Origin of the sequence: Bacillus sp. FSL R10-2201 (genome assembly GCF_038008665.1) — a bacterium.
Classification (GTDB): Bacteria; Bacillota; Bacilli; order Bacillales; family Bacillaceae_G; genus Bacillus_A; species Bacillus_A mycoides.
The window spans coordinates 500,167-517,059 of sequence record NZ_JBBOZP010000001.1 but is presented as its reverse complement, the minus strand read 5'-3'; the positions used below and the strand labels follow the sequence as shown (position 1 = coordinate 517,059).

The window sequence follows — 16,893 nt, the reverse complement described above, 5'->3', positions numbered from 1 at the left end:
ATGAACTGCGTTCATCAATTCTCCATAGAAAGGAGGTGATCCAGCCGCACCTTCCGATACGGCTACCTTGTTACGACTTCACCCCAATCATCTGTCCCACCTTAGGCGGCTGGCTCCATAAAGGTTACCCCACCGACTTCGGGTGTTACAAACTCTCGTGGTGTGACGGGCGGTGTGTACAAGGCCCGGGAACGTATTCACCGCGGCATGCTGATCCGCGATTACTAGCGATTCCAGCTTCATGTAGGCGAGTTGCAGCCTACAATCCGAACTGAGAACGGTTTTATGAGATTAGCTCCACCTCGCGGTCTTGCAGCTCTTTGTACCGTCCATTGTAGCACGTGTGTAGCCCAGGTCATAAGGGGCATGATGATTTGACGTCATCCCCACCTTCCTCCGGTTTGTCACCGGCAGTCACCTTAGAGTGCCCAACTTAATGATGGCAACTAAGATCAAGGGTTGCGCTCGTTGCGGGACTTAACCCAACATCTCACGACACGAGCTGACGACAACCATGCACCACCTGTCACTCTGCTCCCGAAGGAGAAGCTCTATCTCTAGAGTTTTCAGAGGATGTCAAGACCTGGTAAGGTTCTTCGCGTTGCTTCGAATTAAACCACATGCTCCACCGCTTGTGCGGGCCCCCGTCAATTCCTTTGAGTTTCAGCCTTGCGGCCGTACTCCCCAGGCGGAGTGCTTAATGCGTTAACTTCAGCACTAAAGGGCGGAAACCCTCTAACACTTAGCACTCATCGTTTACGGCGTGGACTACCAGGGTATCTAATCCTGTTTGCTCCCCACGCTTTCGCGCCTCAGTGTCAGTTACAGACCAGAAAGTCGCCTTCGCCACTGGTGTTCCTCCATATCTCTACGCATTTCACCGCTACACATGGAATTCCACTTTCCTCTTCTGCACTCAAGTCTCCCAGTTTCCAATGACCCTCCACGGTTGAGCCGTGGGCTTTCACATCAGACTTAAGAAACCACCTGCGCGCGCTTTACGCCCAATAATTCCGGATAACGCTTGCCACCTACGTATTACCGCGGCTGCTGGCACGTAGTTAGCCGTGGCTTTCTGGTTAGGTACCGTCAAGGTGCCAGCTTATTCAACTAGCACTTGTTCTTCCCTAACAACAGAGTTTTACGACCCGAAAGCCTTCATCACTCACGCGGCGTTGCTCCGTCAGACTTTCGTCCATTGCGGAAGATTCCCTACTGCTGCCTCCCGTAGGAGTCTGGGCCGTGTCTCAGTCCCAGTGTGGCCGATCACCCTCTCAGGTCGGCTACGCATCGTCGCCTTGGTGAGCCGTTACCTCACCAACTAGCTAATGCGACGCGGGTCCATCCATAAGTGACAGCCGAAGCCGCCTTTCAATTTCGAACTATGCAGTTCAAAATATTATCCGGTATTAGCCCCGGTTTCCCGGAGTTATCCCAGTCTTATGGGTAGGTTACCCACGTGTTACTCACCCGTCCGCCGCTAACTTCATAAGAGCAAGCTCTTAATCCATTCGCTCGACTTGCATGTATTAGGCACGCCGCCAGCGTTCATCCTGAGCCAGGATCAAACTCTCCAATAAAGTTAGTTTGTCTAGCATCTAAAAATAAAAATTGACGTTCACGTTGTTTGTTTCGTTCAGTTTTCAAAGAACTACTTCGTCACTCAATTGCGACTTCCTTATGTTAACATCTTCGTTTTTCGATGTCAACTAAGTTTTTTAAATTTCTTTTTTGTCGTTTACTGCGTTTCCGCATCAGCGACGTTTATTAATATATCACGCAGTATATATAGGGTCAATACTTTTTCTAAAAAAATTTCACATCCCGTTAAAAAACTAAATTAACTATAGAAAAAAATTACTACTCCTCTTTTATAGACATGCTCCTTCCACCTAATCTCTTTCTGTATTTCATCTTAAAAGAAAGCACTACTGTTCTTTAATAAGTGATAAATTTAATCATCACCTTCGTTTTCATAAAATATTCTAAATTGTGTGTTATATTATTCCTATAGGAGTGTGGTGGGAATGGGTATTAAATATTCGAACAAAATTAATAAAATCCGAACCTTTGCATTGAGTTTAGTATTTATCGGCCTCTTCATTGCATACTTAGGTGTCTTTTTTCGCGAAAACATCATTATTATGACAACCTTTATGATGGTTGGTTTTTTAGCTGTCATCGCTAGCACTGTTGTTTACTTTTGGATTGGTATGTTATCTACAAAAACGATACAAATTATTTGTCCAAGCTGCGATAAACCAACAAAAATGCTCGGTCGTGTCGACGCATGTATGCATTGCAATCAACCTTTAACACTTGATCGAAATCTAGAAGGAAAAGAATTTGATGAGAAATATAATAAGAAGAGTTATAAATCATAGGTATATGGAGCTTACAAAACTAAAGAAGTTTCATCTCATTAAAAAGGTGATTTCTTAACTAAGAAATCACCTCTTGTATTTGTTCTTATTAAATTTGATTCTTCACTTAACATTTTAAATCCTCATGAGTCTAACACGATTCCCATATATAATAAAGAAAGAGGTCGACGTATAGCCGTCAGCCTCTTTCTTTATTATATATTACGCCTTATGACACTCTGGACAAACGCCATAAATTTCTAAGCGATGACTATTAATAACGAAGCCTGTCGTTTTTGCAGCTTCCTCTTCAAGCTGTTCCAATCCTCCATAAGGAAAATCAACAATCTTACCACATTTTTCGCAAATCACATGATAATGTTGACTTGTAACATAATCAAATCTACTTGAAGCATCCCCATAAGTTAATTCCTTTACAAGTCCAACTTCTTTAAACACACGTAAGTTATTATAGACAGTTGCAACACTCATATTTGGAAACTTACCTTCTAATGCTTTATAAATGTCATCCGCTGTTGGGTGCGTCATAGATTCCACAAGGTACTCTAAAATAGCATGACGCTGTGGAGTAATGCGTACACCCGTATTTTTCAGCATTTCTAGCGCTTCTTTTAATTCTTCTTTGACCACCGTCATGCACCCCGATTCTATACGGATTATTATTTTATAATTCTTATAAAGAGTGTACTCTTTTTCTTATAAATCGTCAATATTTCTACTATAAGTATGTGGTTTATTTTCGTATATAGCCTTATTCTTATGTATCTTCCCCCATTCCCTATACATTTACATAGAAAAAAGTGCGACATAATCGCACTTGGAATACTATCATCTGAGGAGGTATGCCCTACACTTTCACTTTATGTATCGCAAGAAAATATGTATAGACGCATGCCTTACATATGTATTTTTTCTCCTCATTAATATAGATTTATTTTATATAAGAAAGAACATCCTCAATATGCCCTTTCACTTTCACTTTACGCCACTCATTTACAAGCTCACCGTCTTTATTAATAAGGAATGTAGAACGCTCAATTCCCATGTACTCTTTTCCGAAGTTCTTTTTCAGCTTCCAAACATCGTACAATTCTGCTACTTTATGATCTTCGTCTACTAAAAGTACAAATGGAAGCTCATGCTTCTCAATGAATTTCATATGTCTATTTGCTGAATCTGGACTTACACCAAGTATAACCGTATCCTTCTCTTGAAATAATCCATATGCATCACGAAAATCACATGCTTCAGTTGTACATCCCGGAGTCATATCTTTCGGATAAAAATATAGGACTACATTTTTACCGCGAAAGTCAGCTAAGCGAATTTGTTCTCCGTTACTTCCTTCTAATGTAAATTCTGGTGCCATTTCTCCTACTGTAATCATTGTTATCACTCCTTCTCTTTTCTTTTACTATATCAAATGCGACCTTATTTTTCATTGTCTATTACAGATCTCATCACAAAGGCAAACGGTAATGTATATCCAATTAGCGCTTCTCCAATTGCAATCCATCTTCCGATTCCAATCGGAGCTATATCACCATATCCAACGGACAATAAAGTAACCGCGCTAAAATATAAACATATTTCAACGAGCTGAAAGGAATGAGCACTTAACCTATCCCCATCTTCTTTCAAAACTGCAAAACCCATTTCCTCTAGCACAACATAACTTAATCCAAACGCAATCAGTACCGTTGTATAAATCAAAAACAACGTAGCTAAATTGTACAGCGAAAAGAAACGATTGGAATTTGAATATGAACTCCATAATAATTGGACACTTCTCAAAATAGCGATTGCTGCAATTAATAGAATAAATCCCCATAACATGTCCTCCACCTCGTTTTATATGTATGAGGACTGTAGCTGATTTATCCCTTAGAAACGAACAAGCTTCTATAATTAATTTCCTGCACCACGATATCGTTTAACCCCTTGATTCCAGAGGGTAATTGCAATAGTAAAACAGATAACACCAACAATTGGAGTTGCGAAAGCATAGCTATTCCACTCTGTTTTTCTTAAAAAGTATGCTGCTGGATATACCCCAACAAATGCAAACGGTAAAACAAACGTTAAAACAAAGCGAATAACACGGTTATAAATATCAACAGGGTAGCGTCCATAATTCCCTATGTTATACATAAGCGGCATAATGGAACTTTTCGCATCCGACCAAAAGCCAAAACTTGCAAGCGTAACAAATATCCCGCCGTATACAAGTGCCCCTCCCCCTACCATGAGTAGGAATAAGAAGAAATCATACCAGTAAAAAGATAATTGCAGCTCCATTGCTGCATAACCCATCACAATAATCCCCGTAATAGCTCCAATTAAAGATTCAAGTTCCATTCTTTCTAATATAATTTGAAATAAACTATGAATCGGTCTCGTTAATATACGGTCCATTTCTCCTTTAATAATGTAACGATCATTAAAGTCCCATATATTAAAGAAAGCTGAAAAAATGGCAAACGGTACTAAAAAGAACCCATAAATAAAGATCACTTCTTCTCGGCTCCACCCTTTTAGTGCTTGGGTATGCCCAAACACAACGAGAATGAAGATTAAATTAACAGCTTGTAGTGATAAATCTGAAAGTAATCCGACGATAAAATCGCCACGATACTCCAATTTTGTTTTTATATATTGACTTGCATATTGCAAAAATAATTTTATATATATCATCTCGTCATCCCCCTTGTACGATTAGACGTTTTCTCGCCGTTTTCCACATCAGTACAATTGGAATAATAAGTATAATTGCCCAAATCACTTGAAATAACAAAGCTTCATATAACTTACTTCCTTGTATACCTTCAGAGAAAATCATACTCGGAATATAACTAATTGCTTGAAACGGTAAAAACACCATTGCTTTTTGGGCCCATAATGGATAAAAACTAATCGGTAATAATAAACCAGAAAATAAATCAATCACAACACGTTTTGCATACATAATTCCACTATTATTAAATAAGAAGAATGTAAGCATTCCCGTCATTAAATTTATTTGTGTATTAATGATAAAGCTAAATATTAACGATAAGAAGAAATATAACCACGTTTGAAAATTCGTTGTAATTTGTAATGAAAATAACAATGTAACGATGATCATACCTGGGATTGAAAAGAATGCAAAACGAAATATCCCTTCACCAAGACCTTGCATAACTTTCATTCCTAAATAATTATATGGACGAATTAGTTCTACCGCCACACGTCCTTCTTGAATCTCCATCGCAATTTCTCTATCTATATTATTGAAATAGAAAGCACGTGCCATCCATGCGATCGCAATATACGTAGTCATTTGCGAAATAGATAAACTTTCAATATTCTCTTTCCCGCTATAAATCGCTTGCCATAAAAAATAATACGCACCGATATTAATTGTATAAATTAATATCCCGCTGTAATAATTTGTACGATAAGCAAGCATCATTAAAAAACGAATGCGAATCATTTCAATATACTTACCCATGCTTAATACCTTCTTCATAAATGTTACGAATAATTTCCTCTGTAGACACTTCGTTAATTTTTAAATCTTTAATTTGAAAAGCTTGTACTACTTTAGAAATAAGCATTGAAATAATAATTTCTTCATTCGGGATTTTTGCAACCCACGCATTTTCCTCTTTCGCTTTTGACCAAACGACTTGACTATCTGGCATAACCATCGATAACATCTGATAAGAAACTGGAGCGACAAATTGAAAATGGATTTCCTTCTCTGCTCCCCACTGTGTGCGAAGGTTATTTAACGAACCGTCATACATAATATTTCCTTCATCCAGCATGATAACGCGCTCACATAAAGCTTCAATGTCAGTAATATCATGTGTTGTTAATAAAATTGTTGTTTTATAACGTTCATTCATCTCTTTTAAGAATTCACGTATTTTCAATTTCACAAGAACATCTAGCCCTATTGTTGGCTCATCTAAAAATAATAACGGTGGATTATGAATTAATGCTGCCGCTAATTCACAGCGCATTCTTTGGCCAAGAGATAACTTTCGGACCGGCTTATCTAATAAAGGACCAATATCTAACGTTTCGATTACGTGCTCCATATGTTCCTTATACTGAGCGTCTGAAACACCGTACACTTTCTTCAATAAACGAAACGATTCTTGTACCGCAATATCCCACCAAAGCTGAGAGCGCTGACCAAACACAACGCCGATTGTTCTTACAAATTCTTCTCTCTGTTTGTGTGGATTCATTCCATTCACTGTAATTTGTCCTGAAGTCGGAGTCAAAATCCCTGTAAGCATTTTAATCGTCGTTGATTTACCAGCACCATTCTCACCAATATAACCAACCATTTCACCTTGCTTCACAGTAAAAGACACATCATTTACTGCTGGTACTATTTTATAATTACGATTTAATAAATCGCGAAATGCACCCTTTAATCCCGGACGACTTGAATAGGCTGTAAACTCTTTACGTAACCCTTGTACCTCAATTACCGATTTCATAATCGGACCCCCTTCCTAAATGTCACAACGAATAGTTTACCCAACTGCTCCTTCTATCACAAACAATACGTCTTTTCTAAAAACATGTTAGAATAATACATAGATTTTTGTAAGGAGATGAATTGTAGTGAATTTCACGAAATCAGAAGCATTACATAAAGAAGCTTTAGAACATATCGTTGGTGGTGTTAATAGTCCTTCTCGTTCTTTCAAAGCAGTTGGAGGCGGTTCTCCCGTTGCAATGGAACGTGGAAAAGGTGCTTATTTCTGGGATGTAGATGGAAATAAATATATCGATTATTTAGCAGCATACGGTCCTATTATTACTGGACATGCTCACCCGCATATAACAAAAGCAATTACAACAGCTGCTGAAAATGGTGTACTATACGGAACGCCAACAGCACTAGAAGTAAAATTTGCAAAAATGTTAAAAGAAGCAATGCCTGCATTAGATAAAGTCCGCTTCGTAAACTCTGGTACAGAATCCGTTATGACAACCATTCGTGTTGCCCGCGCTTACACTGGTCGCACAAAAATTATGAAATTCGCTGGTTGTTACCACGGTCATTCCGATTTAGTACTTGTAGCAGCTGGTTCTGGTCCTTCTACTCTTGGAACTCCTGATTCAGCTGGTGTGCCACAAAGTATTGCACAAGAAGTTATTACCGTTCCCTTTAATAATGTAGAAACCTTAAAAGAAGCGTTAGATAAATGGGGACATGAAGTAGCAGCTATCCTTGTAGAGCCAATCGTTGGAAACTTCGGTATTGTAGAGCCTAAACCAGGATTCCTTGAAAAAGTAAACGAACTTGTTCACGAAGCTGGCGCATTAGTAATTTATGATGAAGTTATTACTGCTTTCCGCTTTATGTACGGTGGTGCTCAAGACTTACTTGGTGTAACACCAGACTTAACTGCACTTGGTAAAGTTATTGGCGGCGGACTTCCAATTGGCGCTTACGGTGGTAAGAAAGAAATTATGGAACAAGTTGCCCCGCTAGGACCTGCATACCAAGCAGGTACAATGGCAGGAAACCCTGCTTCTATGGCATCAGGTATCGCTTGCTTAGAAGTACTTCAACAAAAAGGCGTATACGAGAAATTAGATGAACTTGGCGCAATGCTTGAAAAAGGAATTTTAGAGCAAGCTACAAAACATAACATCGATATTACAGTAAACCGCCTAAAGGGTGCATTAACTGTATACTTCACGACAAATACAATTGAAGATTACGATGCAGCCAAAAATACAGATGGTGAAATGTTCGGTAGATTCTTCAAACTTATGCTTCAAGAAGGTATTAATTTAGCACCATCTAAATATGAAGCATGGTTCTTAACGACAGAACATACAAAAGAAGATATCGAATATACAATTGAAGCTGTTGGAAGAGCATTTGCTGCTTTAGCAGACAATAAATAATACTGTCATTACAAGGAAAAAAGAAAGCTTACCTTTCTTTTTTCCTTTTTTCTATTTCATAAATCCCACATTAATAGTATAATTATTCATAATTATCTGTTTTATATTCTTTTAGATCGTTATTATCTCTGTGTACAAGGTGATTTACACCTTAAATAGTAAGATTATTCAATCTTTTAAAAGAGGGGGGATTGACGGATGCTCAATAAAAAAAATACATGGACACCGTCTTTATTTCGAGATTATAGAAATGCAGAACATGATGCGTGTGGAATCGTTTCCGTTATGGAAAAAAGAAAAATTCCTACAAAAGAAAATATCGACCTTTGTATACAATCCCTAATTAAAATGAACCATAGAGCTGGTTTCATCAATGGCGAAGGAGATGGTATTGGAATCCATATTGATGTACCCAAAGCACTTTGGAACGAAAAATTGAAAAGTAGCGGATATAATCCAACGATTGTGGATCATCCCCACTTTATCGTTGGACATTTTTTTCTAAACAAAAAAGAAAACATTGCTGAGTTAAAAGATTACATTCGTACGCAACTAAACAATGAAAGCTTTACAATTGTTCTCGAAAATGATGATGTAATAAACTCAGATGCACTCGGTCCGCTTGGTAAACAAGAAGAACCTTTATTTTGGCAAATTGCCCTTATCGCCGAAAGTGAAGTTAAAAATATTGAACAAACATTATTTGCTGTAATGATAAAAATAGAGGAAAACGAAGCGATTCACGTTGCTTCATTAAGTCGTGATCATGTTGTATATAAAGTTCTAGGTGCTGGAGATACACTTGTTGCCTATTACAACGATTTACAACACCCACTTATCGCTTCAACTATGACACTAGGACATAATCGCTATTCTACTAATACATTATCTAATTTTTTTCGTGTACAACCATTTAGCATTCTCGGACATAATGGTGAAATTAATACAATTGCCAAATTACGTGATCAAGCCGAAATGATTCATGTACCACTAACTGCAGGGGGAAGTGACTCCCAAGATTTAAACCGCACCTTAGAGACTCTTCTTGTTCAATATAACTACAGCTTATTTGAAGCGATGGATATACTATTCCCACCAATTATTAATGAAATAAAACTATACGAAACAAACTTACAAAACTTATACACTTATATAAGAGAAGCTTGGGGACACTTCGCACAAGGACCAGCTGGCATTGTTTCACGCTATAAAGATGAAGCTGTATTCAGCGTCGATTCCCTTGGCCTACGACCAGTATGGAAAGTAGAAACAGAAAGCTCTTATATTTTCTCTTCTGAACCTGGAGTTGTATCACCAACCGAATATGTAGAAGAACCGAAACCACTCGCTCCTGGAGAAAAGGTTGGATTAAAATGGAATAAACATGATGAACTTGTTCTTTATGAATACGACAAATACCAAATTGAAGTATATAATCGTTTCCAAAAACGAATCGATGTTAGCAATTATCATTTAAACTTATCTATCCCTGAAACAAAAGAAATCCAGGGATTATGTGATTCTGTTCAAGTTGAAACGAAACAGTACGTTTCTTTCGGGTGGGATCGAGAGCATATTCAGCTCCTTGAACAGATGGCAACAAAAGGAGTTGAGCCAATTCGCTCACTTGGTCATGACTCGCCACTTGCTGCACTCGATACGGATAGACGAAATATTGCTGACTTTATTAAAGAAAGTGTAGCTGTTGTTACAAACCCAGCAATTGACCGTGACCGTGAAATTGAACACTTCTCTACACGTACTGTACTTGGAGAGCGTCCAAGTTTATCAAGTAAGATGAAACAGCCATTTGTAGTTGAGATGCTTTCACCAATTATTTTAGAAGGAAGTGTTGCACAATCTATTGCAGAGGAATTGCACACAATTACGTACGAACAACTTATACAGTTGTTTGTTACACATAGCTCTATCGCTACAATTTCTGCTACCTTCAGTCCGTCAGAAACTTTACAATGCGCATTAAATCGAATTAGTTCCGAAGCGATAGCTGCCGTTAACAATGGTGCTTCCCTACTATTATTAGATGACACAAAAGCTCATCAAAATGAACAGTTATGGATGGATCCACATTTAGTTACCGCTAAAGTACATCAAGTATTAAGTGAAAATAAATTACGCCGAAACTGTTCTCTCGTTATACGTTCTGGTGCTCTTCGCTCCTTACACGATATCGTCACGCTATATGGATTAGGAGCAGACAGTATTAATCCATATTTATTGTTCGCGACCGTAAATGATGGATCAAAAACACCAATTACGAATCTGTATAATGCACTTAATAAAGGACTAGAGAAAGTCATTTCAACAATTGGAATTCATGAGTTACGTGGTTACGGCCGCCTCTATTCCTCTATCGGATTACATGAGGAAATCGCAAATATATTACAAATTACGAATTTCTTCGGTTCAAATGATTTAGCTTTTTCACTTGAATCGCTTGCTAAAGATGCAAAATCGCGGGCAGATGATTATAACAACCCTAAAATTAGAATGCGAAAATCATTTCATATATTCCCGCGGATTTGGAAAGCAATTGGAGATGTTGCAAAAGGAAATTCTTATGATGATTACCGCGACAAGTTAAGTGAATTAGAAGACAATAATCCGATTGCAATCAGACACCTTGTTCAAACGAAACAAACAAAGCATGTCGTTCCAGCTGAAGAAGTGTCTATTAGCATTCAAAATCATGATTTACCGTTTATTATTAGTTCCATGTCATTCGGTTCTCAAAATGAAATCGCCTTTCGTGCATATGCAGAAGCTGCCGATCAGCTAAATATGATTAGTTTGAACGGTGAAGGCGGCGAAATTAAAGATATGATTGGCAAATACCCAAATACACGTGGACAACAAGTTGCATCTGGCCGATTTGGAGTAAACGCTGAACTACTAAATTCATCAAATTTAATTGAAATAAAAATCGGTCAAGGCGCAAAACCTGGCGAAGGCGGACATTTACCAGGTTCTAAAGTAACCGCAAAAATTGCTGAGGCACGTAATGCTACAATTGGATCAGATTTAATTTCGCCTTCTAACAACCATGATATTTATTCGATTGAAGATTTAGCTCAAATGATTACAGAAATTAAAACGGCTAATCAACTTGCAAAAGTAGCCGTAAAAGTCCCTGTCGTTCCTAACATCGGAACAATTGCTGTCGGTATCGCAAAAGCTGGCGCTGATTTTATTAACATTAGCGGATTTGACGGCGGAACAGGTGCTGCACGTATTCATGCATTACAACATGTAGGTCTTCCAGTAGAAATCGGTGTTAAAGCTGCTCACAACGCTCTACTAGAATCAGGTATGAGACATAAAGTAGAGATTTGGGCCGATGGTGGTATTCGAAGTGTAAATGACGCCTTAAAAATCATGCTTCTTGGAGCAAACCGTATTGGGTTTGGCACATTATCAATGATTGCAATCGGCTGTACAACTTGCCGTGGTTGTCATCTAGATACTTGCCATGTTGGAATTGCAACACAAATTGAATCTGAAGCACAAGCGAAAGAACATGGATTACGCCGCTTCGTCCCGCGCGAATTAGAAAGCGCAGTTGCTGGCCTATTAAATTTATTCACCACTTTCGGTGTAGAATTGAAACGGTTAACAGGGCAACTCGGTTATACAAATTTACAAGAAATTGTCGGGCGTTCCGATTTATTAGAACAAGTTCGAGGTCAAGATTTGTTAGAGTTATGTAATTTACTGCAAACAATAGAAAATCCAACTGTTACAACAACAGTATCTGTAAAAGAAAAACAATTTGAAACAGTGCATTCTCCTCACTCAAAAGAATTAGTAGGAGTTGGCGTAGAACAACGAGTTATGGGCGGTTTAGAATCTTGTTATCGCGTTCGCAGTAAATTATATGAAGATACAAAGCTTGAACCACTTACATTAAAGTATACAAATGGCTCTGTTCCTGGAAATGGATTAGGTGCTTACAATAGCGAAAACTTATTTATACACGTAAATGGCGGTGCGCAAGATGGTATCGGTAAAACTTCATTTGGCGGTGGCATTTATATAACGAAAGCAAAAGGTAAAAATGGAACATATTATAACGGATCTGTCGGAAAAGGATTTGGATACGGCGCTCAAAAAGGTGCATTATACGTGCAAGGTAACGCTGATGCTCGTGCTGGCATTCGCCTTTCTGGAGCAGATATGATAATTGGAGGCAGAATTACAAAACCACTCCGCGAAAAAGAACAAGGAAATATCGGAGTATATTCTAATATAAAAGGATTTGCTTTTGAATATATGACAAATGGTCGCGCTCTTGTTTTAGGAGATCCTGGTCCATGGATTTGTGCCGGCATGACTGGTGGTGTTGTTTATTTACATCATGAGCCAAACTTAGGTTTAACAGAACACGCTTTAAAAAGAAGAATTGCTAAAGGTGCAAATGTAACATTGCAGCCAATTAGTAAAAATGGTTTGCAAGATGTGAATGAATTATTATTAGACTACATTCGTGTATTAAATGAGCACGAACAATATGAAGAAGTCGCTTTGTTAACGCCATTATTAGATGATATCCAGCTTCACTTCTATGAAATTATCCCGAAAAAAGAACAGGCGGATCCATCTATTTCAACTGAATGACATGTACAATATTTATTTTCATAAAAAAATTGACGAAGCGAACATCGCATAGTAATCTAGAATAACAATTTGAAACCTGCTGAAATTCAGCAGGTTTTTTTATTAAAGAATAGATGTTTAAAGAGAATTTGGAGAAATTATAAATTGATTGTAATTTATTTATTAAACTTTTTAACGTCACTAAAATATCACTTGCTAACATATTGTAATGAATGTATAGTATCATGTTGTACATTCATTATGACAAGAGAAAGGATATCAATAAGGGTATGAAACTTGGTGCTCGCATTTTAAAAACGGGTATTGCCATTACATTAGCTTTATTTGCTTGTATTTTACTTCAATTACCGAGTCCTGTATTTGCGGGAATCTCAGCTATCTTTGCTGTTCAACCGTCTGTATACCGCTCGTATTTAACTGCTCTTGAGCAAATTCAAGCAAACGTAATTGGTGCTGTATTCGCTATCGTATTTGCTACTGCTTTTGGACATAATCCTTTTATTATTGGATTAACGTGTATATTAGTAATTGCTCTTACTTTACAATTACGCTTAGAAAAAACAATATCACTCGCTTTAGTAACAGTTATCGCCATTATGGAGTATCAAGGCGAAGATTTCTTTAATTTTGCCTTACTTCGATTCGCGACGATTATGATTGGAATTATTGCGGCTTCGCTTGTAAATTTAGTATTTATGCCGCCAAAATATGAAACAAAACTTTACCATCGCATCGTTGATAATACAGAGGAAATTGTTAAATGGATTCGTATGAACAGTAGGCAAGCTTCTGATTTTACAACGCTAAAAACCGATATTGATCGCATGAAAGAAAAAATGATTAAACTAAATCATTACTATTTGCTGTATAAAGAAGAAAGAAGCTATACGAAAAAAATACAATTCGCGAAAATTCGTAAGCTCGTTTTATTCAGACAAATGTTAGCGACAACAAGCCGCGCTTTAAGCACGTTAAAATCATTACATCGCACCGAAAATGAACTGCGCTATATGCCAGAAGAGTTTCAGGAATCTATTCAAAACGAACTTGATTCATTAACGCATTATCACGAACAAGTGTTATTAAAATTTATTGGTAAAGCAAAGAAACAACAATCCGTTGAGATGCTTGATGAAGTTGAAACCGGTAAACAAGAATTGATTGATATCTTTATGGATTATCAAAATAAAGACGATGAGGAAGCATATAAAATATGGTTACACCTCTTCCCTCTTATTTCTTCAATTATTAACTACAGTGAGGAAGTAGAGCATTTAGATTTACTTGTGGATAGCTTCTACACATACCATAAACCAGAAAGCGAACTCCAAATCGAAGATAAAAAAGAAGACGAATAAAAAAACAGCTCCTTTTACGCTAAAGGAGCTGTTTCTGTTATATGCTGAAGTTGATATAGATTGTAATAAAACCCCCTCTTTTTCATTAACTCTTCATGAGAACCCTTTTCTTTTATTTCACCATCTTCAACATAAATAATTGTATCAACATGCGTAATCGTCGCTAATCGATGTGCAATAATAATTGTTGTCCGATCTGCAGCTAACGTTTGCAGTGCCTCTTGAATATATCGTTCATTTTCTAAATCTAAAGCGGAAGTTGCTTCATCTAATATAAGTAAAGACGGATTCTTTAGAAAAACCCGTGCGATTGCTACACGCTGTCTTTGTCCACCAGATAATTTCACACCACGTTCCCCAACGACAGTATCATAGCCCTCTGGCAACTCTGTAATAAAATTATGAATTTGTGCAGCTTTGGCAGCTGAAATCACTTCCGCCTCTGTAGCTTTCGGATTGCCATATAAAATATTAGCCCCGATTGTATCGCTAAATAATAAATTATCTTGTAGCACAATTCCAATATGACTACGTAAATTTCTCATATTATACTTTCTTACATCTATCCCGTCTATATAAACTGCACCTTCAGAAACATCGTAAAAACGCGGAATTAAACTAGCAAGAGATGACTTTCCTCCTCCACTTGCCCCTACAAGCGCAACCTTCTCTCCCGGGCGCATAGTTAATGACAGATTATGCAATATTTCTTTTTCATCCGCATTATAACGAAAAGAAACATTATCAAATATAACTTCCCCATCTAGCCTTTTCGCTTGCACCGCATTTGGCACATTAACAATATCGTATTTTTCATCCAACAATTCAAACACTCGATCCATCGAAGCGAAAGACTGTGTTAATGTTGTAGATGAATTAACAAGGCGACGAAGCGGACTATATAAACTATCCATATATCCAACAAAAGCAACCATCGTACCCAGTGTTAACGACCCTTGAATTACCTCATATGCCGCAAAACCAATAACAAGTAACGGCCCTAAATCCGTTAACGTATTCACTACCGAAAACGTTCTCGCCGTCCAACTCGTATGAGTTAGTGCTTTCGTTAAAAATTCATTGTTTCTCTTTTCAAACTGTCCTCTTTCATACTCTTCTAATGCAAAACTACGTGTCACTTGCATCCCTTGAATACGTTCATGTAAATACCCTTGCATAGTTGCTAACGCTTGCGAGCGCTCTTTCGTCAATTTTCGAAGGCGCCCGAAAAAATATTTCACTGCAACTACATAAATAGGTAAGATTAATAAAGCAACAAAGGTTAATTTTATATTCATAGAAAACATAACGATAATGGCAATAACAATTGTTGCAGTATCTAACCAGACATTCATAAGACCAGTAATTACAAAGTCCTTCGTTTGTTCTACATCATGGATTACACGTGAAATAAGCTCCCCTGTTTTTGTGTTCGAATAATAACGTAAGCTCAATTTTTGCAAGTGCCCAAAAATGTATTTTCGTAAATCGTATAGTATTGTATTGGCAATGCGCTGCGCGAAATATTGACGATAATATTCTATCGGCGGTCTTACTACTGCAAAAATAAAAAAAGCAATCCCAATTGCGGTTATTAATTGAGACGTTTTTTCTTGAAGCGATCCCGTGCCTTGAATAACATCATCAATAATATACTTTAATAACCATGGCATAATAAGCGGGATACCGAACTTCACAAGACCAATAATAATTGTAATAGCAATAAGCCATCGATATGGTTTAACAAATTGTAAATATCTTTTTATACCTTGCACATAATCCCCCCTCTAATAGGACAAACCTGCCGGGAAATTCCCTGCAGGTTTGTTTTAATTTCTGTACATTAAATATCTTTCGTACCACATATCTACGAAATCCGGTGCGAATGGACCTTTTCTTTGATGAATCCACTGTGTTAAATGTGCTACATTTCGTTTTAAAATTGTATCAATAACAGGTGGATACTGCATGATTTGACTATGCTTTTCATACTCATCTTCATCCAAAAGTGTATATGTCATATCTGGATACACTTTAATGTCTAAGTCGTAATCAATATACTTTAATGCTTCAGAGTCATATGCAAAAGGAGAACTTAAATTACAATAATAATATACTCCTTCTTCTCTCAGCATTCCAATTACATTAAACCAATAATTAGCATGGAAGTAACAAATCGCAGGTTCGCGAGTAACCCATGTTCGACCATCTGATTCCGTAACTACTGTACGATCATTTGCTCCGATCACAAGGCTCTGCGTCCCTTTTAAAATTGTTGTCTCTTCCCACATTCTATGAATGGAGCCATTATGTTTATAACTATGTATTTGTACCTTTTCTCCTTCTTTGGGAAATCCCATATATGCTCCCTTCTTTCAACCGCAAATGCTTTTCTTAAGTTGTCTTAACTACCCCTTGAACTGCATTCACTTTTTTTCTATTATAACTTTTTTGTCAAAATTTTAAAACTAAAGCGATAGGACACTTGTTTTCATGAGGAATATAATGAAGTTTGTATTATTGAATACCACATCACTAACCCTTTTAACGAAGGAACATTTCCTATGAATTAGCAATACGTATTTTAGAAGATT

12 protein-coding genes and 1 rRNA gene are annotated in these 16,893 nt (G+C 37.4%); 4 read left to right on the top strand and 9 right to left on the bottom strand.

Annotated features, from left to right (window positions below; translation table 11 throughout):
- Positions 1 to 28: 28 nt before the first annotated feature.
- Positions 29 to 1,580 (bottom strand): 16S ribosomal RNA (locus tag NSQ69_RS02645).
- 447 nt (positions 1,581 to 2,027) lie between these two features.
- Between NSQ69_RS02645 and NSQ69_RS02640 the strand changes: the two genes are divergently transcribed.
- Positions 2,028 to 2,384 (top strand): YgzB family protein, encoded by a 357-nt coding sequence (locus NSQ69_RS02640; protein WP_002125074.1) that lies wholly within the window; start codon positions 2,028 to 2,030, stop codon positions 2,382 to 2,384.
- A gap of 201 nt (positions 2,385 to 2,585) precedes the next feature.
- Here NSQ69_RS02640 and perR read toward each other — a convergent pair whose 3' ends face one another.
- From perR to NSQ69_RS02610, 6 genes are all read right to left on the bottom strand, one after another.
- The gene (gene perR, locus NSQ69_RS02635; RefSeq protein ID WP_000237831.1) at positions 2,586 to 3,014 is read right to left on the bottom strand and encodes a peroxide-responsive transcriptional repressor PerR; all 429 of its coding nucleotides are present in this window, start codon (positions 3,012 to 3,014) and stop codon (positions 2,586 to 2,588) included.
- A 301-nt stretch (positions 3,015 to 3,315) separates the two neighbouring features.
- Positions 3,316 to 3,771 (bottom strand): thioredoxin-dependent thiol peroxidase, encoded by a 456-nt coding sequence (gene bcp / locus NSQ69_RS02630; protein WP_002029647.1) that lies wholly within the window; start codon positions 3,769 to 3,771, stop codon positions 3,316 to 3,318.
- A 44-nt stretch (positions 3,772 to 3,815) separates the two neighbouring features.
- Positions 3,816 to 4,220, bottom strand: coding sequence for a potassium channel family protein (locus NSQ69_RS02625; protein ID WP_002125072.1), 405 nt, complete (start codon positions 4,218 to 4,220; stop codon positions 3,816 to 3,818).
- Positions 4,221 to 4,292: 72 nt separating this feature from the next.
- Entirely contained in the window at positions 4,293 to 5,078 is a 786-nt protein-coding gene (locus tag NSQ69_RS02620) for an ABC transporter permease (RefSeq protein WP_002125070.1), read from the bottom strand.
- A 4-nt stretch (positions 5,079 to 5,082) separates the two neighbouring features.
- Complete coding sequence (locus NSQ69_RS02615; RefSeq protein WP_002125069.1) at positions 5,083 to 5,874, bottom strand: ABC transporter permease; 792 nt, start codon at positions 5,872 to 5,874, stop codon at positions 5,083 to 5,085.
- Positions 5,867 to 6,880 carry an ABC transporter ATP-binding protein gene (locus tag NSQ69_RS02610; protein WP_000843656.1) on the bottom strand — a complete coding sequence of 338 codons (1,014 nt, stop codon included), beginning with the start codon at positions 6,878 to 6,880 and terminating at the stop codon, positions 5,867 to 5,869. The genes NSQ69_RS02615 and NSQ69_RS02610 overlap by 8 nt, the downstream gene beginning before the upstream one ends.
- A 127-nt stretch (positions 6,881 to 7,007) precedes the next feature.
- On the opposite strand from NSQ69_RS02610, the gene hemL reads away from it, so the two are divergent.
- The 3 genes from hemL (at position 7,008) to NSQ69_RS02595 (ending at position 14,299) form a co-directional block, all read left to right on the top strand.
- Complete coding sequence (gene hemL, locus NSQ69_RS02605) at positions 7,008 to 8,306, top strand: glutamate-1-semialdehyde-2,1-aminomutase (protein WP_002125067.1); 1,299 nt, start codon at positions 7,008 to 7,010, stop codon at positions 8,304 to 8,306.
- A 198-nt stretch (positions 8,307 to 8,504) separates the two neighbouring features.
- Complete coding sequence (locus NSQ69_RS02600; RefSeq protein WP_341098907.1) at positions 8,505 to 12,941, top strand: glutamate synthase-related protein; 4,437 nt, start codon at positions 8,505 to 8,507, stop codon at positions 12,939 to 12,941.
- A gap of 269 nt (positions 12,942 to 13,210) precedes the next feature.
- Positions 13,211 to 14,299 (top strand): aromatic acid exporter family protein, encoded by a 1,089-nt coding sequence (locus tag NSQ69_RS02595; protein ID WP_002063696.1) that lies wholly within the window; start codon positions 13,211 to 13,213, stop codon positions 14,297 to 14,299.
- A 14-nt stretch (positions 14,300 to 14,313) separates the two neighbouring features.
- Here the strand turns inward: NSQ69_RS02595 and NSQ69_RS02590 are convergent, their stop codons facing one another.
- Both NSQ69_RS02590 and ntdP read right to left on the bottom strand, forming a co-directional pair.
- Positions 14,314 to 16,074, bottom strand: coding sequence for an ABC transporter ATP-binding protein (locus NSQ69_RS02590; RefSeq protein WP_002169212.1), 1,761 nt, complete (start codon positions 16,072 to 16,074; stop codon positions 14,314 to 14,316).
- Between the two features lie 54 nt (positions 16,075 to 16,128).
- On the bottom strand, positions 16,129 to 16,659 hold the full coding sequence (ntdP, locus tag NSQ69_RS02585) for a nucleoside tri-diphosphate phosphatase (protein WP_000506630.1): 531 nt from the start codon (positions 16,657 to 16,659) through the stop codon (positions 16,129 to 16,131).
- Positions 16,660 to 16,893: the final 234 nt, after the last annotated feature.

Excerpts from the sequence above, each read along its gene's own strand:
- NSQ69_RS02640 (WP_002125074.1), top strand. The coding sequence starts at position 2,028 with ATGGGTATTAAATATTCGAACAAAATTAATAAAATCCGAACCTTTGCA.
- NSQ69_RS02595 (WP_002063696.1), top strand. The coding sequence starts at position 13,211 with ATGAAACTTGGTGCTCGCATTTTAAAAACGGGTATTGCCATTACATTA.
- ntdP (WP_000506630.1), bottom strand. The coding sequence starts at position 16,659 with ATGGGATTTCCCAAAGAAGGAGAAAAGGTACAAATACATAGTTATAAA.
- NSQ69_RS02600 (WP_341098907.1), top strand. The coding sequence starts at position 8,505 with ATGCTCAATAAAAAAAATACATGGACACCGTCTTTATTTCGAGATTAT.
- bcp (WP_002029647.1), bottom strand. The coding sequence starts at position 3,771 with ATGATTACAGTAGGAGAAATGGCACCAGAATTTACATTAGAAGGAAGT.
- NSQ69_RS02610 (WP_000843656.1), bottom strand. The coding sequence starts at position 6,880 with ATGAAATCGGTAATTGAGGTACAAGGGTTACGTAAAGAGTTTACAGCC.
- NSQ69_RS02615 (WP_002125069.1), bottom strand. The coding sequence starts at position 5,874 with ATGGGTAAGTATATTGAAATGATTCGCATTCGTTTTTTAATGATGCTT.
- NSQ69_RS02625 (WP_002125072.1), bottom strand. The coding sequence starts at position 4,220 with ATGTTATGGGGATTTATTCTATTAATTGCAGCAATCGCTATTTTGAGA.
- NSQ69_RS02620 (WP_002125070.1), bottom strand. The coding sequence starts at position 5,078 with ATGATATATATAAAATTATTTTTGCAATATGCAAGTCAATATATAAAA.